Origin of the sequence: Flavobacterium defluvii (genome assembly GCF_900129555.1) — a bacterium.
Classification (GTDB): Bacteria; Bacteroidota; Bacteroidia; order Flavobacteriales; family Flavobacteriaceae; genus Flavobacterium; species Flavobacterium defluvii.
On sequence record NZ_FQWC01000002.1, the window covers coordinates 20,094 to 40,406 of the forward strand.

General features: G+C 32.4%; 21 protein-coding genes. 10 read left to right on the plus strand and 11 right to left on the minus strand.

What is annotated here, in order from left to right:
* Positions 1 to 120: 120 nt before the first annotated feature.
* The gene (locus BUC29_RS04165; protein WP_073413663.1) at positions 121 to 555 is read right to left on the minus strand and encodes a DUF4268 domain-containing protein; all 435 of its coding nucleotides are present in this window, start codon (positions 553 to 555) and stop codon (positions 121 to 123) included.
* Positions 556 to 646: 91 nt separating this feature from the next.
* Here BUC29_RS04165 and BUC29_RS04170 point away from each other — a divergent pair, with 91 nt between their 5' ends.
* Positions 647 to 1,300, plus strand: coding sequence for an NUDIX hydrolase (locus tag BUC29_RS04170; protein ID WP_073413665.1), 654 nt, complete (start codon positions 647 to 649; stop codon positions 1,298 to 1,300).
* A gap of 124 nt (positions 1,301 to 1,424) precedes the next feature.
* Complete coding sequence (locus tag BUC29_RS04175) at positions 1,425 to 2,234, plus strand: lysophospholipid acyltransferase family protein (protein ID WP_073413667.1); 810 nt, start codon at positions 1,425 to 1,427, stop codon at positions 2,232 to 2,234.
* 94 nt (positions 2,235 to 2,328) lie between these two features.
* Here the strand turns inward: BUC29_RS04175 and BUC29_RS04180 are convergent, their stop codons facing one another.
* Genes BUC29_RS04180 through BUC29_RS04190 form a run of 3 tightly spaced genes read right to left on the minus strand, consistent with a single transcriptional unit; the run spans position 2,329 to position 4,568 of the window.
* Positions 2,329 to 2,961 (minus strand): hypothetical protein, encoded by a 633-nt coding sequence (locus tag BUC29_RS04180; RefSeq protein ID WP_073413669.1) that lies wholly within the window; start codon positions 2,959 to 2,961, stop codon positions 2,329 to 2,331.
* 8 nt (positions 2,962 to 2,969) lie between these two features.
* Entirely contained in the window at positions 2,970 to 3,464 is a 495-nt protein-coding gene (locus BUC29_RS04185) for an RNA polymerase sigma factor (RefSeq protein ID WP_073409791.1), read from the minus strand.
* Between the two features lie 42 nt (positions 3,465 to 3,506).
* Positions 3,507 to 4,568, minus strand: a complete 1,062-nt coding sequence (locus BUC29_RS04190) for a DUF3810 domain-containing protein (protein WP_073413671.1) — start codon at positions 4,566 to 4,568, stop codon at positions 3,507 to 3,509.
* 178 nt (positions 4,569 to 4,746) lie between these two features.
* On the opposite strand from BUC29_RS04190, the gene BUC29_RS04195 reads away from it, so the two are divergent.
* Positions 4,747 to 6,207 carry an aminoacyl-histidine dipeptidase gene (locus tag BUC29_RS04195; RefSeq protein WP_073413673.1) on the plus strand — a complete coding sequence of 487 codons (1,461 nt, stop codon included), beginning with the start codon at positions 4,747 to 4,749 and terminating at the stop codon, positions 6,205 to 6,207.
* A 59-nt stretch (positions 6,208 to 6,266) separates the two neighbouring features.
* Here BUC29_RS04195 and BUC29_RS04200 read toward each other — a convergent pair whose 3' ends face one another.
* From BUC29_RS04200 to BUC29_RS04215, 4 genes are all read right to left on the minus strand, one after another.
* On the minus strand, positions 6,267 to 7,040 hold the full coding sequence (locus BUC29_RS04200) for a protein BamP4 (RefSeq protein ID WP_073413675.1): 774 nt from the start codon (positions 7,038 to 7,040) through the stop codon (positions 6,267 to 6,269).
* An 88-nt stretch (positions 7,041 to 7,128) separates the two neighbouring features.
* Positions 7,129 to 9,027 carry a DEAD/DEAH box helicase gene (locus BUC29_RS04205; protein WP_073413677.1) on the minus strand — a complete coding sequence of 633 codons (1,899 nt, stop codon included), beginning with the start codon at positions 9,025 to 9,027 and terminating at the stop codon, positions 7,129 to 7,131.
* 193 nt (positions 9,028 to 9,220) lie between these two features.
* Complete coding sequence (locus BUC29_RS04210) at positions 9,221 to 9,799, minus strand: non-canonical purine NTP diphosphatase (RefSeq protein ID WP_073413679.1); 579 nt, start codon at positions 9,797 to 9,799, stop codon at positions 9,221 to 9,223.
* Positions 9,796 to 10,170, minus strand: a complete 375-nt coding sequence (locus tag BUC29_RS04215) for a ribosomal maturation YjgA family protein (protein WP_073413681.1) — start codon at positions 10,168 to 10,170, stop codon at positions 9,796 to 9,798. The genes BUC29_RS04210 and BUC29_RS04215 overlap by 4 nt, the downstream gene beginning before the upstream one ends.
* Before the next feature lie 122 nt (positions 10,171 to 10,292).
* Between BUC29_RS04215 and BUC29_RS04220 the strand changes: the two genes are divergently transcribed.
* The 5 genes from BUC29_RS04220 (at position 10,293) to BUC29_RS04240 (ending at position 14,122) form a co-directional block, all read left to right on the plus strand.
* On the plus strand, positions 10,293 to 11,471 hold the full coding sequence (locus tag BUC29_RS04220; RefSeq protein WP_073414870.1) for a glycoside hydrolase family 88 protein: 1,179 nt from the start codon (positions 10,293 to 10,295) through the stop codon (positions 11,469 to 11,471).
* A gap of 7 nt (positions 11,472 to 11,478) precedes the next feature.
* Positions 11,479 to 11,877, plus strand: coding sequence for a hypothetical protein (locus BUC29_RS04225; RefSeq protein ID WP_073413683.1), 399 nt, complete (start codon positions 11,479 to 11,481; stop codon positions 11,875 to 11,877).
* A gap of 188 nt (positions 11,878 to 12,065) precedes the next feature.
* Positions 12,066 to 12,500: a hypothetical protein gene (locus BUC29_RS04230; RefSeq protein WP_073413685.1), complete on the plus strand. Its 435-nt coding sequence runs from the start codon at positions 12,066 to 12,068 to the stop codon at positions 12,498 to 12,500.
* Between the two features lie 150 nt (positions 12,501 to 12,650).
* Positions 12,651 to 13,427: a hypothetical protein gene (locus tag BUC29_RS21630; RefSeq protein WP_073413687.1), complete on the plus strand. Its 777-nt coding sequence runs from the start codon at positions 12,651 to 12,653 to the stop codon at positions 13,425 to 13,427.
* Positions 13,428 to 13,516: 89 nt separating this feature from the next.
* Entirely contained in the window at positions 13,517 to 14,122 is a 606-nt protein-coding gene (locus BUC29_RS04240) for a hypothetical protein (RefSeq protein WP_139260403.1), read from the plus strand.
* A gap of 44 nt (positions 14,123 to 14,166) precedes the next feature.
* Here BUC29_RS04240 and BUC29_RS04245 read toward each other — a convergent pair whose 3' ends face one another.
* Positions 14,167 to 15,681 (minus strand): FMN-binding glutamate synthase family protein, encoded by a 1,515-nt coding sequence (locus tag BUC29_RS04245; RefSeq protein ID WP_073413691.1) that lies wholly within the window; start codon positions 15,679 to 15,681, stop codon positions 14,167 to 14,169.
* Between the two features lie 34 nt (positions 15,682 to 15,715).
* Positions 15,716 to 16,495 (minus strand): NYN domain-containing protein, encoded by a 780-nt coding sequence (locus BUC29_RS04250; RefSeq protein ID WP_073413693.1) that lies wholly within the window; start codon positions 16,493 to 16,495, stop codon positions 15,716 to 15,718.
* 483 nt (positions 16,496 to 16,978) lie between these two features.
* Between BUC29_RS04250 and BUC29_RS04255 the strand changes: the two genes are divergently transcribed.
* Both BUC29_RS04255 and BUC29_RS04260 read left to right on the plus strand, forming a co-directional pair.
* Positions 16,979 to 18,238: a cysteate-C-fatty acyltransferase gene (locus tag BUC29_RS04255; RefSeq protein ID WP_073413695.1), complete on the plus strand. Its 1,260-nt coding sequence runs from the start codon at positions 16,979 to 16,981 to the stop codon at positions 18,236 to 18,238.
* A gap of 120 nt (positions 18,239 to 18,358) precedes the next feature.
* A complete protein-coding gene (locus BUC29_RS04260; RefSeq protein ID WP_073413697.1) occupies positions 18,359 to 18,844 on the plus strand; it encodes a hypothetical protein in 486 nt (161 codons plus the stop codon).
* Positions 18,845 to 19,153: 309 nt separating this feature from the next.
* Here BUC29_RS04260 and BUC29_RS04270 read toward each other — a convergent pair whose 3' ends face one another.
* Entirely contained in the window at positions 19,154 to 20,272 is a 1,119-nt protein-coding gene (locus BUC29_RS04270; protein WP_073413699.1) for a GTP cyclohydrolase, read from the minus strand.
* Positions 20,273 to 20,313 lie beyond the last annotated feature (41 nt).

Consider the following 20,313-nt stretch of genomic DNA (forward strand, 5'->3'; position numbering starts at 1 on the left):
GTTTTAAAAACAATAAAAAGTCTTGTAATTATTGAAATTTTGAAATATGAAAGAAAAAATAAAACCCTATATTTTATCAAAAATAATAGGGTTTATTTATTAGTATATGATATTCAAAATCTATTGAACATCTTTTATAAACTCATCATATTCCAGATAAAACATTTCGAGAGCATGCATATTTTCGTTGAAGAAATCAAAAATAGCATCCCAGTTATTACGGTTACTGAAACCGACCCCAAGTTTTTCAACCCAGATTCGGCTAATGGTTTTACCGCTTTCTAGAGTGTAATTTTTTTCGAAAACCAAATCTTTGATAAACTCTTCTTCCAGAATGTTTTTTAAGGCTTCTATTTTTTCAAAATAAGCATTTCGTTTTTCGTCGCTTCTGTGTTCAATGTCAATTAACACCTGTGCTTTTTTATTATCTACATAGAATTTAAAAGAGAAATCTTTAATCTTGGTATCATAAAGAATCCATTTTCGTGGGTACTTTTCGGCAAATGCTACCCAAAATTCTCTTTTCATTCTTTGTGATTCTTCTCTGCTGTACATTTTTATGGCTTTGTTTTAGAAAACTTGTAGAACCGCATTTTCTAGAGTATATTTATATTTTAATTTGAAAGTACAAAAATAAACTTTGAATATGGATTTTCAAGATTTTTTGCAATATGTTCCTAATTTAATTCCAGTTGAGCTTCCGGCAGAATTGTCACATATAAAAATGGCTCCTAAAGAACGTATTCAGGCTTTGAAAAACTTAGATATTGATTCAAAAAATCCAAGAGTTGCCGCCGTAATGATGTTGTTTTATCCCAAAAATGGGAAAACGAATTTAATTTTAATTGTTCGAAATGCTTACAATGGAGTCCATTCGTCGCAAATTGCATTTCCGGGTGGTAAATATGAACTTACAGATCGTGATTATAAGGAAACAGCTTTGCGTGAAACGAGTGAAGAAATTGGGGTTATTCCCGAAAAAATTGAAATTATAAAGCAATTTACTCCTATGTATATTCCGCCAAGTAACTTTTTAGTACATCCGTATTTAGGAATTGCAAAGGAAGAACTTTCGTTTTATCCGGACGTTCGTGAAGTTGCAGCAATTATTGAATTTCCTTTATCAGAGTTTTTAGATGACGAAATCATAATGGAAGCCACATTGTCAACTTCTTACGGAAATGATATTTTAGTTCCTGCTTTTAATATTCAAAATCATATTGTTTGGGGGGCAACGGCAATGATTTTAAGCGAATTAAGAGACGTGCTTAAATTTGCTTTTTCAGAAAAATCCGAATAACATAAAATTAACAATTTGATATTCATGGGAATATATAATTATTTCGTAAATTGTTTATTACTATTGCTAAAAGAATAATTTTTGTATGTTTGCGACTTAACCAAAAAAAACACAAAACGACGTTATGGGATTGTTTAAACGAAATCCTTTTGGACATATATTATTCATCAAGAAATGGTTAATCCGTATTTTAGGTGCCATGACTCATAGAAGATATAGAGGTTTTAACGAATTGCAGATTGAAGGATCTGAAATTATTAAAACGCTTCCTGACAGAAATGTTTTGTTTATATCCAATCATCAGACTTATTTTGCCGATGTTGTGGCAATGTTTCATGTGTTTAACGCAAGTTTAAGCGGACGTCAAGATACTATTAAGAACATTGGCTATTTGTGGCAGCCAAAAATGAATATTTATTATGTTGCCGCAAAAGAAACAATGCAGGCCGGATTATTGCCAAGAATTTTGGCTTATGTTGGAGCAATTACTGTAGAAAGAACCTGGCGATCAAAAGGTGTTGATGTCACCGAAAAACGCGAAGTAAACCCAAATGATACCGAAAATATCCGCATTGCCCTTGAAGACGGCTGGGTTATCACGTTTCCGCAGGGAACTACAAAGTCTTTTAAACCCGTTCGTAAAGGAACAGCACACATTATAAAACAGCACAAACCTATCGTAATTCCAATTGTTATTGATGGTTTCCGTCGTTCTTTTGACAAAAAAGGACTTCGTATGAAAAAGAAAAACATCCTGCAGTCTTTCATAATCAAAGAACCTCTTGAAATTGATTATGAAAACGATACTATCGAGCAAATCGTAGAAAAGGTAGAATATGCTATCGAACAGCATCCATCATTTTTAAAAGTCATTCCTGCCGAAGAACTAAAAGCACAGGAAGAACTTAATAAAATGAGACAATGGGATTATTGATTTTAGATTTCTGAATTTAGATTTTAGATTGTTTTTTGTTTAAAGTTTCAGGTTAAAAAACGTAGTATCTTAGAATCTCAGAACTTTAGCAACTTTAAAAATCTATCTTCTTCAACTCCTTATAATTAACATACAATCTGCGTAAAAGAGTTCCGTACAATAATCTGTAGAAACACCAGAATAATCCGAAGAAACCTAAGATTACAAGAATTAAAATCCCAACTGTGGTTAACATTGCTTTTCCGTTAACGGCTAGTTTTTCCCTTAAAAAAGCCATATCGGGATTGTAGACAAAAGCAATAAAGAAACTTAAAATAGATGTAACCACTATCATTCCCAGATTGTACCAAACATAATACTGAACTGTTTTTCGGGTTCTTAAAATAGCACTCATTAGAGATTTTGTAGCAACTGTTGTAGAAATAGTAGTGTAATTTTTATAGAAAATAAAAACAAAAATTAAACCTACTAAATAATTTAGATACGTTAGATATTCAAGGGCAGCAACAATTTCCGGATGATTTATTTTTCGCAAAACATCATCTGTATTAATAAATAAGTTTGAAAAAGTCCAAAAAGAAATCTCCAAAATACTGATAATTAAAATCCATTTCACAATCGATGAAGATTTTTTGTGAATCATTTTATAGATTTCTTTTTCAGAAATTTGTTCAAAAGAATCCGAGTTCTTTTTCCAGTCTTTTTTTAGTAAATCCAGTTCTTTCATAATAATTTTTAAGGATTTAGTATTTTCTTAAGTTTCCCCTTAATTCTGTTCATTTTCACGCGCGCATTCACTTCGCTGATTCCTAAGGTTTCGGCTATTTCTTGATAATCTTTGTCTTCTAAATACATAAAAACTAATGCTTTTTCGATGTCATTAAGCTGATAAACTGCTTTGTACATCAATTTTATCTGTTCTTCCTCTTCATAATTATAATCAACATCTCTCACAAAATGCTGATGACTTTCATAATCTACGGTAGATATAGTTCTTTTGGTTTTTCGGTATAATGTAATTGCTGTATTCAAAGCAACACGATACGTCCAGGTCGAAAATTTACTGTCGCCCCTAAATTTTGGATAAGCTTTCCAGAGCTGAATGGTGATTTCCTGAAACAAATCTTTATGAGCGTCTTCGCCATCAGTATATAATCTACAAATCTTGTGGATTATATTCTGATTTGCCTGCAATTGTGCAACAAATGACTGTTCTAGATTTTCGCTCATAAATGTATTAGTAGTAATGAAAACATTTTTGTTACAGTTGAATTAAAATTTTCTTGTTCTGTAATAATTTATCATCAAATCAATAAACTTGCTGTAACTTTCCATTCCGTCTTTCTGGTTATTTGATTTAAGGAAATTATCATATAAAAAATGAAAACCTTTATCAATAAAAGTGTCGTATTTTTTCCAGAAATCCTGACTTTCCTGATAATTTTTTAAAATTCCGGGATTTATCTGGTTTTTTAAAACTTCAAAAACTTTTTCGTTTTTAAATTTCCAGATTCCGAGACAATAACGCAAAGCAAAACTATAGCCTGAATATTGAAAATATAAATCGTCATTTTTTACTGAAGCTAAAACACCTATAAAATTACATTCGTTTTCGCTCGCAAAACCTATTTGATGTGCCATTTCGTGAGAAGCCGTTAGCGGAAATGAATACATCGGTAATAAATCATTTACCTGCGCTTCGTTTGTAAATGGGTTTAAATATCCTCCAAAGCCCATGTAAGTCAATGGTACACTGAATAGTGATTTTTTTATACTTAAGGTTTGATATTTAAAATAAGGATGTTCCTCCGCCAGATTTTTATACCCATTTAAATTCATTTTAAAAACTTCTTCCTGAGAATAAGGAAAACTAATTTTTTTGACCTTATTTTTTGTGATTTTAAACTGAATTTCATTAGTTTTTACAATCAGTCTTTTTGTAAAGGCTAATAAATCAGCATCGGTATATTCTCTTTTGATTTCCATTTTCTCAAAAAGAGGTTTTCGATAATAATTGAATGCCCAAAGCACGTGAAAGAAAAAGTAAAAAACAGAAATTTTACCTAAAATTTTTAAAAGATGATCTTTCCAGTCTGATCGCCAGGTTTTTCGAATTTTCCAAAACCAGCTTATAATTGACAAGATAAGAATAGCGTAAATACAATCTCCAACCGAAAATGGAATTTTACCTAAAATTGTTCGTGAAAAGTTTGAAATTCTAATGTATAAATTGTTGCTGTAAAGACCCTCGACATAATCTGGAAAAAACGGCAGAATTTTTAAAAAGAGAATCTGAATTAAAAGAAATAAAGGAAGTATATATTTTGATTTCACATTATAATTTTTGGATAAGTAAATATAATTACAATTATTATAACTAAAAAAGAATTGTATTTGAGGAATTTGATTTTAATGTGACTAATTAGTGCTAATTCGTGAAATTTGTGTCTAAAAAAGCATTTAAACTTTGTAACTTTGAAGCTCTTAATTGTTAAACATCAAACAAAATATAATGAGTCAGGAAATTAGAAATCTGGAACCAAAACTACTTTGGAACAAATTTGCAGATTTAAATGCCGTTCCGCGTCCGTCAAAGAAAGAAGAGCGTGTGATCGAGTTTATGAAAAATTTTGGAAACAGCTTAGGTTTAGAAACTTTTGAAGACGAAATTCGAAATGTAATCATCAGAAAACCGGCAACCCCAGGAATGGAAAACCGTAAACCAATTGTAATGCAAGGGCACCTTGATATGGTGCACCAAAAAAATGCAGATACAGTTTTTGATTTCGACACACAAGGAATCGATATGTATGTTGATGGTGACTGGGTTCGTGCTCGCGGTACAACTCTTGGTGCAGATAATGGGTTAGGAGTAGCAACCATTATGGTAATTTTAGAAAGTAAAGATATTCCGCATCCTGCAATTGAAGCTTTGTTTACAATTGATGAAGAGACAGGAATGACAGGTGCATTAAACCTTAAAGGAGGAATTTTACAAGGACAGATTTTATTAAATCTGGATACCGAAGAAGATGATGAAATTGATATTGGATGTGCTGGAGGAATTGACGTAACAGCGACTAGAGAATATAATGAGGAAGAAGTTCCTGAAGGTTCAGTAGGATATACTATTACTGTAAAGGGGCTAAACGGAGGACATTCAGGAATGGATATTCATAAAGGTTTAGGAAATGCAAACAAAATCATGAACCGTTTATTGTTTGATGGTTTTGAAAATTTTGGTTTGCAGATTGCTGAAATCAATGGAGGAAGTCTTAGAAATGCTATTCCTAGAGAAAGTGTTGCTAAAGTGATTATTTCTCAAATGTTTGATGAAGCCTTTGTGTTTGATATGCAGGAAATTATTACTGATATCAAAGCGGAATACAAAACGACTGAACCTAATTTATCTATCGAAATCGTTAAAACTGAATTACCTGAAAAAGTAATGGATTTAGGTGTTCAGGAAGGTATTATCAGAGCGATTTATGCTGCCCAAAACGGAGTTTACAAAATGAGCGCTGATATGGCTGATTTAGTTGAAACTTCAAATAATATTGCGCGAGTAGTGGTAAAAGACGGAGAAATTTTGGTTGGATGTTTAACACGTTCTTCTGTTGAATCTTCAAAATTTGATTTGGCTAATTCTTTGCGTTCTGCGTTTGAATTAGTTGGATGCGAAGTTGAACTTTCCGGATCTTACCCAGGATGGACTCCAAATGTAAATTCTGAAATATTAGAAGTTTTAAAAGAGATTTACGAAAAGCAAAATGGAGAACAACCTAAAGTTGTAGCTTGCCATGCAGGTTTAGAATGTGGAATTTTAGGAACAAATTATCCGGGAATGGATATGATTTCTTTTGGACCTACAATCCACGGAGCGCATTCTCCAGACGAAAGAGCAAGTATTTCATCTGCACAAAAATATTGGAAATTTGTATTGGAAATTCTTTCGAATATACCGGTAAAATAGTTACAGTCACAGTTTACAGTCGCAGTTTTTACTGAAAAACTGCGACTGCGACTGAAAACTTAATTGCGTTTTAATACTTTATATTGTTCATAACAGCCGCTTATAGCGTCTAAAATTTGTAAATCATTTGCTGTTTGAATAAAAGCATCTGAGTAGTTACATCGATGCATGATTTCAGGAATTTCATCTTTGCTTATTCCTAAAAGAACAGCAATAGTTTCGCGATCGTATTTGGTTTCTAAAAGATTTCTAATTGTGTCGTCTTTTTTCATATCCTTCAGCTTTTTAAGCTCTCTGCTGTTTTTTCCGAAGAAATTATAAAGCATATCTGCCGGATTAAAAATAGAACCCAATACTTTTCCAAAAGCATTTGGCGAGTATTCTCCAGCTTCATAACCTTGTGTAAGACCAGAAATGCTGTATCGGTAATTTTCTTTTGTTGGAATTAATTTCGAGTCAATTTCAAGATACCCCGTCAGATTAAAAGGTGCAATCACAACTTCTTCAAGTGCAATGGCTTTTTCAGTAAGTTGAATTCGCGTTACTTTATTTTTTATCCAGTCATTTGTTACTCTGATTCTTAGAGATTGAAATCCTAAAAGAGAAAAATGAATCGTATCATTAGGCTGTACATCAATTTCAAAATACCCTTTTGAATCAGATTTAGCACCGCGTACTTTATTGGTGTTAATGATATTTACGTTTGGAAGAGGTTGTTTACTATCGTCATTTATAATATAACCCGATACTCTTTGAGGAGTTGTAGTTTCAGTCTCTTGTGCGAAACCAATGGCGGAGAATAGTAAAAAAAAGAAAACTGCGAAATATTTCATATCCTGATTTAAAGCACTAAAAGTAGTAAATCGAGATTAAATATTTCGCAGTCTTGGAATATAATTATCAGAAAATTAACAAAGAGAATTAATCTCTTCTTGGTCTTCTTGGTTTTGGCGAATCACCAAAGCTTTCAGAACGTCTTGGGGCTCTGTCAGAACTTCCTTCGTTTCTTCTGAAACCGCCTTCTCTTGAAGAAGAATTTCTGTCATTTCTAAATCCTCCAGATGAACCTTCACGTCTTGAAGATGAGTTTCTGTCGCTTCTAAATCCGCCTCCTGAACCTTCGCGTCTTGGGGCAAAATTTCCGTCTCTTTTAGAAGAATCACGTCTTCCGCCACGGTTGTTATGATCACGTCTTCCGCCGCCGTCGTTTTTAGAAATTTCAACATTAATACGACGCCCTTCTAACTGAACATTGTTTAAAATATCCATTACTTTATCAGTATGTTCCGGATCAGTATTAAAGAAAGAGAAACCTTCTTTTACATCAACTTTAAATACATCATCACGACCTAAGTCTAATGTTTCTTTCAAGTAATCTTTTAAAGACATCCAGTCGAAATTGTCTCTAGAACCGATGTTTACAAAATAGCGAACTGCTCCGTTATTATTGAATTCTCTTGGTTCAGAATCACCTCTTTCACGTCTTTCTCCAGAAGATTGAGCAGAGATATCTCTATTCTTTTTGTAGTAAGTAATGAAACGGTTAAACTCAACAGATACCATTTTTTTAATCAATTCTTCTTTAGATAAATCTTCAAGAACATTATTGATTGCTGGTAAATAGTTGTCAATTTCGTGATCAACCTCAGTATCTTTAATTTTATTAGCTAAGTGTAATAATTGAATTTCGCAGATTTCGATTCCAGATGGAATAGTTTTTTCTTCGAATTTTTGTTTAATGATTCTCTCGATAGAGTAAATTTTACGCAACTCACTTTTTGTAACAATTACAATAGAAGTTCCTAATTTTCCAGCTCTACCAGTACGACCAGAACGGTGGTTGTAAGTTTCAATTTCGTCAGGTAATTGGTAGTTAACAACGTGTGTTACGTTATCAACGTCAATACCACGAGCAGCAACGTCAGTTGCAACAAGCATCTGAATCTGTCTTCCTCTGAAAGATTTCATTACACCATCACGCTGTGCCTGAGATAAATCTCCATGCAATGCAGCAGCACTATATCCATCCTCAATTAATTTTTCGGCAATAGCCTGAGTGTCTCTTTTAGTACGACAGAAAACCACAGAAAAAATATCCGGGTTAGCATCTGCTAAACGTTTTAGGGCTTCGTAACGATCACGAGCATTCACTAAATAAAATTCGTGAGAAACTGTAGATGAGCCAGAGTTTTTAGTTCCAACAGTAATTTCAACTGGTTCGCTCATGAATTGTTTTGCAATTCTGGCAACTTCCTGCGGCATTGTTGCAGAGAATAACCATGTACTTTTTTCGTCTGGAGTATCAGATAAAATCGAAACGATATCATCATAAAATCCCATGTTTAACATTTCGTCAGCCTCATCAAGAACACAGTAATCTATGTTTTTAATGTTTACCAGACCTCTGTTAATCATGTCTTGCATTCTTCCCGGAGTTGCTACAATAATCTGTGCTCCTCTTTTTATTTCTCTTGCCTGCTCTGTAATACTAGCTCCTCCGTAAACTGCTACCACATTAATACCTTTTTCGTATTTTGAGTAGTTTTTAAGTTCGTTAGTAATCTGTAAACAAAGCTCGCGTGTTGGCGATAAAACTAATGCTTGTGTATTTCTGTTGTCGGCATCAATTTTTTGAATTAGCGGAAAACCGAAAGCTGCCGTTTTCCCTGTCCCTGTTTGAGCCAACGCAACCATATCCGTGTCTTTTTCCAATAATAGGGGAATCGCCTTTTCCTGTACCTCTGACGGATTTTCAAATCCTAGATCTAAAATCGCCTTCAGTAACGATTCATTCAATCCTAATTGTTCAAATTTATTCATATGTGTTTTTAAAATAGGGTGCAAAATTACTGTTAATTATTCAGATATACTAATGCATTTTTAAGATTTATATATTTGTTATGATTTGATTTTCAAAAAGTTATGTTTGAGGTAAAATCCTTTTCGAAAGAAACCAAAAAAAATACGTCGCGAAATATCAATTTTGACCTTTAAAATGTTGGATTTTAAACAATTATTTTCTTGAATTCAGAAAATCAATTAGTTGCTCGGTTGCTTTTGCGCGATGACTAATTTTATTTTTGATTTCAGAAGGTAATTCGGCAAAAGTTTCGCTGTAATTTTCCGGCTGAAAAATAGGATCGTATCCAAAACCTTGATTTCCAGTTTTGTTTAAAGTGATATTTCCTTTAGCCAAACCTGTAAAAAGATACTGTTTTCCTTCTAAATTTAAAGCAATAACAGTCTTAAATTGTGCCGTTCGATTTTCTTCATCTTTTAATGCTTTTAAAAGCTTGTTCATATTGTCATCAGCATTTTTTTGTTCGCCGGCATATCTGGCAGAATAAACGCCTGGTTCTCCGTTTAAAGCTTTCACTTCCAAACCTGTATCATCGGCAAAACAATCGTAGCCATATTTTTCGGTTACATAATTGGCTTTTAAGATCGCGTTTCCTTCAATAGTATCTGCCGTTTCCGGAATATCTTCATGACAGTTAATATCTTCAAGACTTAGCAGTTGAATCGATCCGTTTAAGATGCTTTGAATTTCCTTGATTTTATTTTTATTGTTTGATGCGAAAACGAGTTTCATGTGTTTTGTATTTTTAAAATTAATTTTTCGACTAAAAAGATAAAAGTACAGCCCAAAGTATAGGCTAAAATATCTGACCATAAAAATCCCTGCCCTAAAACATATCTTCCGAAAAGTGTTTTTCTAAGATCTATAATCCATTGCGCCTGATAAAGCTGTAAGAACTCGATCGAATAACAAATTACAAGAGAAAGCAAAAAGATAAAATGCGTTTTTTTTTCATGAAAAAATATTTTAATCAAAAAATATATCATTACAGCGTAAAGAAAATCACCAATCCATAACGGAATAAATGAAATTTTTCTTGAAAGAATTCCAACTGCAATAGTAATAAGAAATGCTATGGAATATTGTATTCTGGATTTGCTCAAAGTTTATTTTGATTGGAAATAATTGTACTTTTTTGGTAAAACAAAAATACAAAGATTCGAATAGGTTTACTTTATTTTATAAATTTATCAGTTCAAAAAACTATTTATCTAAAAATAACCACATGAATTCAAAATTTCTTGCCCTTATTTCGGCTGTTTTTCTTCTTGGAAATCAAGGGTATTCTCAAAAAAATGATTCGTTTAATATTAAAAAACAGCTTGATTATTGTGCAGATCAGGCATCTAAAACCCTGAAAGTAATTCCGAATGACGGAACTTCTCCAAGAACGGTTCTGAATGGAAGTAATGAATGGAAATTTGTAAATTACAAAGACTGGACAAGCGGATTCTGGCCGGGAGAATTGTGGTATTTATACGAAGCTACAAAAGATAAAAAATGGGAAAAAGAAGCCGATAAATTTACACGTTTCCTGACTCCGTTATCGGTTAGTAAAGCAGCAGATCACGATTTAGGTTTTCAGGTTTTTAATAGCTTCGGAAACGGTTACCGATTGACTAAAAATAAAGAATACAAGGAAATTATTCTTAAAACAGCCGATACTCTGGCAACTCTTTTTAACCCCAAAGTTGGAACAATTCAGTCCTGGCCTCATAATAAAATGGGCGGTCATAATACTATTATTGATAACATGATGAATCTTGAATTGTTGTTTTGGGCTTCTAAAAATGGAGGCAGTAAAAACCTGTACGATATTGCCGTAAGGCATGCCGAAACGACTATGAATAATCATTTTAGACCTGATTATACTTCGTATCATGTTTTGATTTATGATTTTGAAACCGGAAAAAAAATAAAAGGACGAACTGCGCAAGGTTACAGTGATGACAGTATGTGGGCACGAGGACAAGCCTGGGCAATTTATGGTTTTACAATGGTTTACAGAGAAACTAAAGATCCTAAATTTTTAGATTTTGCACATAAATTAGCCCGGGTATATTTGGATAAACTAACAACAGAAGATCTGGTTCCGTATTGGGATTTTAATGCTCCGGATATTCCAAATGCGCCTAGAGACGCTTCAGCAGCGGCAATTGTTTCTTCGGCATTATTAGAATTGAGTTCTTATACAAAAGATAAAACGCTGAAAAATGAATATTTAACAAAGTCTAAAAAAATGATTGTTTCGCTTTCAGATAATTATCAAAGCCGCGATGTAAATTCGGCATTTTTATTGCACGCCACAGGACACAAACCTGCCGGAAGTGAAATTGACTGTTCTATTAATTATGCAGATTATTATTATCTTGAAGCACTTTTAAGACTTCAAAAACTAAAATAAATGAATTATGATGAAGAAAATAATCCAGATTTCATTTGCATTAATTCTTTCTGTAACGCTTTTGAGCTGTAAAAATACAAAACAAAAACTTCAGGAATATGTCAAAACATATAACAGTACAGCCGCAGTTTTTAAGGCGAAAGATGTGAGACTGACAACTGCAAGAGGTTATGTCAATGATAATAAAATTGAATTGCGATTTGAAACCAATCTCACACAAAATACAGTTAATAAATCAAACGCAGAAGTATCTTTTCCTAAATTATTGAAAGAAATGATTGCTAAAAATCAGATTCCTAAAGAATTAATTGATGAAGGTGTGCAATTTGATGCTTATTTTCTGGCTGATGATAATACAGTTCTTGTAAAACAAATAATAAATAAAGAATCGATAACAGAATTATAACACTGTTTATTTGTGATTTTTAAGAAAACTCTTTAAAGCATATTTAAAGAGTTTTTTTTAGCTCTAATTTTTCCTACAATTGCTTTATATTCAAATAATTGCATTTTTTTAATTTTGCAATTTAGGTTGTTTTTGTGTTATAAATTTATTATGTTTGAGTTAAAAATAAACCAAAAACCTAAAAAATTATGAAAAAAATTACCCAAATCGCATTTGCGTTTGCTTTTGCATTACTGCTGGTAAGCTGTAAAAATACCAAGCAGAAAATACAGGAACACGTAAGTACTTACAATAATTCATCGACAATAAAAGGTAACGGAATTACCAGTACTGCAGCGAAAGCATTTTTAAATGAAAATAAAATTGAAATTAGAATTGAAACAAATTTAGAAGGGGACGAAGCAAATAAAATTGCTGCTGCTAATTCGTTTCCTGATTTGTTAAAAGAAATGATTAAAAACGATCAGATTTCTACAGATTTAATAGATGAAGGAGTAAAATTTGATGTTTACTTTTTAGCCTATAATAATACAATACTTGCTCAGAAATTAGTCGATAAAGAAGAATTAGCCGTTTTAGAAAGCGGAGCTTCGACCGACAATAAAGAAACAGCAAAACTTTAATTAAATATCAGAATTAGTATCGGAAACAGCCTCTTTGTAGATATGCAAAGGGGCTATTTCTTTTTTGTTAAGAATAATAAGTTTCTTTGGAACACTTCTAATATTAGATTATGTTTGTGTAAAATTCTACTTAATAAAACCTATAAAACTATGATCAAAAAAACTACCCAAATCGCATGCACATTTGTTCTTTTATTGTTTCTGGTAAGCTGTAAAAACACCAAACAAAAAATGCAGGAATATGTTAACGCTTTTAATAATTCAAGTGAGCTTTTTCAAAATAATATTATCAGCAGTGCCAAGGCAAATGCTTTTTTGGCAGAAAATAAAATTGAAATTAGAATCTATACTAATTTAGAACCAGATGGATCGAGCAAGTCTGTTTACAGTCAAATGTTTCCATCGCTCCTTAGCGAAATATTAAAAAGTGATGCAGCTTCTATGGAATTAATTAGAGAAGGTGTAAAGTTTGAAATGTTCTTTTTGGCTAATAATGCCAGTGTTCTTGCAGAGTTGAAAGTCGACGAAAAAGAATTAAATGAACTTTTGAATAAAAGCAAAATGGTTTCAATTGACAAAAAAGAGACTTCTGGTTCCGGGCTAAATCCTGAATTACAGCAAATGCTTTCTATAATGAACCAAAATATGCCTATTACAAATGAAGACGGCACCAAAATCCTGAAAATTGATATTAGCGATAAAAACGAATTGGTTTATAAAATTGAAGTACCAAAACAATATGCTGAATTACTAAAAGGTGAAGGGGCAAAAGTTTTAATGAAAGAAAGCATTCTAAGAAGCAGCGACTTAAAAACGGTTTTGGGTTCGATACAGCGTTACAACATTACGACAATAAAATACGAATATCTTGATGATAAAGGCAAATCGGTAAATGATATTATTTTGACCGGAAAAGACCTGCAGTAATTATGGAGGAAAGGTCAACCTGGAGAACGGTATTAGGTGTTTTGTCGATTATAATTTTAAGCTGCAGACTTCTGTTTACTTGTTCTAATATGAACAAATCCAGCTCTTCGAATATTGATCCTGTTATGGAAAATTTTCGAATTTCGCAGGAAGAGATGAAAGAGAATTTTAGACGCCAACGTGAAATTCAAAATAAATTGTCGAATGATATATTGTATTCTGATTATGAAAAATTAGACAGTTTGCCGCCTTTACAAAAAGAAAATTACGGCATTTTAAAATTAGAAAAGGATTCATTGATTTATATAGCACTTGATACGCAGATAAAAATAGCTAAGAATTATTATCTTCAAAACAGGCATGATGATACGCTCCGGATGGCATTTAAATCTCCGGATAACATGAATGTTTTTATTCACGATTTTGTGTCTAAAGAAGAAATCGAGCCAAGTTTTAAAAGTCTGAAAAACAGTAGTAATCTTCAAAAGTTTAAAGTAGAAAATACTATTGGAGACGTGAAGGCATTGTCTTATAAAATAACCAAAGAAAACAAAAGATATAACGGTTATGCTCTTTGCTTTAAAAATGATGGATTTCTTAATTTCTATGAATTCGAAAGTGATAAGCTTCCTCTTGATAAACTAAAAGCAAGAGCTATTGATTTTTTTTCTCACAATATGAAAGAGAAAAAGTAGAACAGATTTTAAAAAAAGCCTCTTGAATAAAGAGGCTTTTTCTATTAATTACGTTTTGTAACATTTGTTAAATTATCTGGGAAATAGAGTTCTGATAAATTTGTAAATTCATCTCCACGCATAAAAATATTAATATCAACATCTGCAAAAGATGTTTTTCCGGCTGCAGCCAAAAGTTCGTTTGCGGCATGAAGTGTATTTTTATGAAAATGATAAACACGATCTGATTTGTCAGTTACAACCAAACCTTTCATCAGCATTTTATTTTGAGTAGCAACTCCGGTTGGGCATTCGTTATTATGGCATCTTAAAGCCTGAATACAGCCCAGAGAAAACATAAAACCCCGTGCACTGTTGCACATATCTGCGCCTAAAGCAACGGCATGAAGAATCGAATATCCTGAAATGATTTTTCCACTTCCAATAATGCGTATTTTGTCGCGAATGTTTAGACCTACTAACGTTTTATTCACGAAAATCAATGCAGGTTCAAAAGGCATTCCTACGCCATCAGCAAACTCAAGCGGAGCAGCTCCGGTTCCTCCCTCTGCACCGTCAACTGTAATAAAATCAGGGTAAATATCTTCGGCAATCATTTCGTGGCAAATAGCTTCAAATTCAGATGTATTTCCAATACATAATTTAAAACCAATTGGTTTTCCATTTGATAAATCACGTAGTTTTTTAACAAAATGAATTAATCCTTTTGCATCAGAAAAAGCATGATGACCCGGAGGAGAAAGAATCATAGTATGCGGTTTTACACCTCTTATTTTAGCAATTTGTTCTGTATTTTTAGCAGCCGGAAGCACACCTCCATGACCTGGTTTTGCACCTTGTGAAAGTTTAATTTCAATCATTTTTACATTTGGTAGATTGGCTTTTTCAGAGAATTTTTCAGGGCTGAAATTTCCGTCTTCGTCACGACAGCCAAAATATCCTGTACCAATCTGCCATGTAATATCGCCGCCGCCTTCAAGGTGAAATTCGGTTAAACCGCCTTCTCCGGTATTTTGATAAAAATTCCCTTTTTTGGCTCCAAGGTTAATGGCACGAACCGCATGTTCGCTCAGAGAACCAAAACTCATTGCCGAAACATTAAATAAAGAAGCATTATAAGGTTGTTTACAGTCTTTTCCGCCTACTAAAACACGAGGTAATTCTTCGTTGACTTTTGCCGGAAAAATAGAATGTTTTATACCTTCATACGTTTCTGTATTTAGATTTTGCTGGGTTCCAAAAGGAGTGCTCGAATCGATATTTTTGGCTCTTTGGTAAACAAGCGAACGCTGATTTCTTGAAAAAGGCTTTCCGTCTGTAGATCTTTCAATAAAATATTGCTGAATTTCCGGAGCAATCATTTCAAATAAGTATCTGAAATAACCCAAAACCGGAAAGTTTCTTAAAATAGCATGTTTTTTTTGAGTAGCATTGTAAATTCCAATAATCAGTAAAATTGGAATAATAAAAACGAGTAAATAACCACGTCCTGTGTAATAGTAAATTGCAGCAACAATTAGAAACAATAAGAATCCGTAAATAAAGAATTTTTTTCTCATGTTTTTTAAACAATAATAATAGGTAATAAATTAATTAGTTTAATCGTAATCTGACATAGACATGTTTGATGCCTTTTTTATCAGATTCTCTTTCGTCGATTTCGAGAATATCGGTCAATGATTTCAACATGGGTGTAAGCTTAGAATAGCCATAATTCCTTGGGTCAAATTCTGGTTTTTTCTTTACAATCAAATTTCCGACATCGCCAAGAAACGCCCAGCCGTCGTCATCCTCAATATCTTCAATAGTAGCTTCAATAAGTTCAATAGTTTGTTTATCGACTTTATGAAGTGCTTTTTCAGCAGGTTTTTCGATTGGTTTTTTGTCTGCTGCGGTTACTTTTGGTTTTTTCTTTTTCTGCGTTGCTCCATCCAAAACCTCAATATAAATAAACCTGTCGCAGGCAACAATAAAAGAGCTTGGGGTTTTCTTTTCACCAATACCAATTACTTTCATGCCAGATTCCCGTAAACGAATCGCTAAACGGGTAAAATCGCTATCGCTCGAAACAATACAAAAACCATCTAATTTTCCTGAGTAAAGCAAATCCATAGCATCGATAATCAAAGCAGAATCTGAAGAGTTTTTCCCAACTGTGTAACTATATTGCTGAATGGGTGTTATCGCATGTTCCAGCAAAACTCCCTTCCAGCCATTGGCATTTGGTTTTGTCCAGTCGGCATAAATACGCTTGGTTGTTGGGGTTCCAAGTTTTGCAATTTCTTCCATCATACCTTTTACATTGCTATACGGCACGTTATCGGCATCAATAAGAACAGCCAATTTTAAATCTTTTATGTTGTTTAAAGGCATTTTTAAGATATTAGAAATTATGTACTTTCAAAGTTAAAATAAAATTCGTTTTTGTGAGAATTTGTTAATCAATAAGTGTTTTTAATGCTCTTAATTATTATCATTATAAATAATATATGCGAACAAATTTGTTTGTAAAATAGATGAATTTATTGTTTTAAATATTTAATGCAAATAGCTGACTGCCGAAAACTAATTCTTAAAAACTTATACCGTTAGTTTTAATAAACATAAAATATGCCTTTGTATTTACGTAGTTTAAATATAATATATTACCTACAAATAAAGCATTTTGTTAAACTAATGTATATTCTTTTTTAAAACTTAAAGTGTTTAAATTCAAAACTTTAATATGGTGTAAAGTTTTTGTAAATTAATATTTAGATATTTTTTTAATAAAAACAAAAGCCCAACTCTATTTTAGAATAATAATCATTATTTTTGCGACCTGTATAAATAAAATTATTACTTCAAAATATATTTATGGTAAAAGATTTATTCGAAAGAATTCAGGACAATAAGGGACCTTTAGGAAAATGGGCTTCTCAGGCAGAAGGTTATTACGTTTTCCCAAAGTTAGAAGGAGAGTTGGGTCCGAGAATGACATTTCATGGAAAAAATATCCTAAACTGGAGTTTAAATGATTATTTAGGTTTAGCTAATCATCCAGAAGTTCGTAAAGCAGATACAGATGCGGCAGCTCAATTTGGTGCAGCGTATCCGATGGGAGCTCGTATGATGTCTGGACACACAACTTACCACGAACAATTAGAAAATGAATTAGCTTCTTTCGTTATGAAAGAATCAGCTTATTTGTTAAATTTTGGTTATCAGGGAATGGTATCTATTATTGATGCTTTGGTTACTAAAAATGATATTATTGTTTACGATGTAGATTCTCATGCATGTATAATTGACGGTGTTCGTCTGCACATGGGAAAACGTTTTACTTACAAGCACAATGATCTTGAAAGTATGGAAAAAAACCTGCAGCGTGCTACTAAAATGGCCGAAGAAACAGGCGGAGGTATTTTATTTATTACCGAAGGTGTTTTTGGAATGCGAGGACAGCAGGGAAAATTAAAAGAAATCGCAGCATTAAAGAAAAAATATAATTTCCGTTTATTAGTAGATGATGCACACGGTTTTGGTACACTTGGTAAAACTGGTGCCGGAGCAGGTGAGGAGCAGGGAGTTCAGGATGATATTGATGTTTACTTCTCTACTTTTGCAAAATCTATGGCAAATATTGGAGCTTTTGTGGCTGCAGATAAAACAGTTATTGATTACTTAAAATACAATTTACGCTCTCAAATGTTTGCAAAAGCATTACCAATGATCCAAACAATTGGTTCATTGAAACGTTTAGAGTTACTGCGTAATTCATCTTCAATAAAGGATAAACTTTGGGAAAATGTAAATGCTCTTCAAAGTGGTTTAAAAGAAAAAGGATTTAATATTGGAGATACAAATACTTGTATTACTCCGGTTTATTTAGAAGGAAGTATTCCTGAAGCGATGGTAATGGTAAACGATTTAAGAGAAAACTACGGTATTTTCCTTTCTATTGTTGTTTATCCTGTTATTCCAAAAGGAATTATTTTGTTAAGAATGATTCCAACAGCTTCTCATACATTAGAAGATATCAATGAAACCTTAACTGCTTTTGAAGCTATTCGCGAGAAATTAGTTAACGGAACTTATAAAGAAATTGCAGAACGTACTACAGTAGATGTTTCGTAATTACTTATAAAATAAATTTCCTTAAGTGGAAATTATGTAAAAAAATCCATTTGTTATACGAATGGATTTTTTTTATTTAAGGTAACTTTATTTCATAATCACAAAATAAAAAACAGCATTATGAAAAAAGTATTAACAATATCGACCCTTATTCTGACGGTTCTCGTTTCTTGTAAAAAAGAAACCACTACAACAGAACCGGTACAAATTACACCAAGTCCGCCAAAAGAAGCTGAAATTGTAGAGCCGGCAGGAGATCAATGTTATGCATGGAGATCAAACGGAAGCGTTATCGAAATGAGTTTTAATGTAAACTCTCATCAGGAAGTAAACGGAAAATTAAGCTACAATTTAGTAGGGAAAGATAAAAATGAAGGAACTCTTATTGGTAATATGAAAGGTGATACTCTTGTTGCCGATTATACTTTTATGTCTGAAGGAGTTTCATCGGTAAGAGAGGTTGTTTTTCTACAAAAAGACGGAACTTTTATTGAAGGATATGGAGATATTGTTCAAGCCAATGATAAGGTTTCATTTAAAGATAAAACAAAACTAAAATTTGATCAGAAAAATGCGCTGACCAAAATAGATTGCAAAGTGGAGTAATGAATTGTTATTAATGAAGAAATCCATTCGTTTTGGGGGCGAATGGATTTTTTGTATTAAAGAATTTACTTTTGATTCTTAATCGTATTGATATAATCGCTGGAATTTCTATTCCAATAACATTTTGCACACCGTTGATTTACAAAGATATGTTCGCGATTTTTGCACCCATATAAAATATGACTGCATTCAGGGCATAAATTTTCCATACTTGAGATTTCTTTGTAAAATTCACTATTACACTCATCACATAATTTTATGGTATATTTTTTATCTTCATTATGAAAATTGAGAACTGCCACTGAAAACTTATAAATACTTCAAATAAGTTTTTCTCTGGCAATGAATAGTGGGATCAAAGTTTTTCCAAAGTAAATGAATGGCATTGTTTTCTAATAATTCTGGAGTTCGAATGCAGTTTTGAATTCCTTTTTCAGAAAATGTTTTATAGTATTCATCAAAAATAATGGCAGTTACACCTTTATTTTGATATTCCGGATGAACGCCAATTAAATAAAATACGACATCTTTACTTTTTCTTTTTGCTTTTAGAAGATGAATAAAACCAAATGGAAAAAGTTTTCCCTTTGCTTTTTGTAAAGCCTGAGCAAAACTTGGCATTACAATACTAAACGCTACGAGATTATCATCTTTATCTACGATAAATTTGATGTATTCGGGATTTATAAAACTTATGTATTTCTTTTTAAAATACTCTTTTTGTACATCCGAAATGGCTACAAAAGAAGCTAATTTAGCATAGGTTTCATTAAACAAATCAAACATTTTGTCTACATGAGGCATAATGTCTTTTGTTTTGCTGAAATTGAGTGCTTTTAATTCGTAACGTTTTTTAATCAAAGCCTGCGCTTTTTGGAAAAATTCCGGTTTAACGTTCGAAAAAGGAAAAATACTTTCGATATACTGTTTTTCAACCTCAAAACCAAGCTGCTCTAAGTGAGTTACATAATAAGGATGGTTGTACCATGTAATCATAGTTCCAAGCTGATCATAACCTTCGGTTAGAACACCAACTTTGTCTAAATTAGAAAATCCCATTGGACCTTCGACATGTTCCAGATTATGTTTTTGGCCTAATTCATATACTTTTTCAAGAAGCGCTTTTGAAACTTCAATATCATCAATAGCATCAAACCACCCAAAACGAACTTTTCTTTTATGCTGGTTATTAACTTCTGCCCAGTTTATAATAGCTGTAATTCGTCCAACAATTTTATTGTCTTTATAAGCTAAATAGAAATAAGCTTCAGCATTGTCAAAAGCCGGATTTTTAGTTTTATCAAACGATTCGAGTTCGTCGGCAATAATAGGAGGAACCCAATATGGATTATCCTTATAAAGTGAGAACGGAAATTTTATGTATTCGGTAAGTTCTTTTTTAGTTTTAGCTTCTTTGATTGTAATCATTTAAGATTTTATTTGTTGAGTTTTTGTTATTTATATTTAAG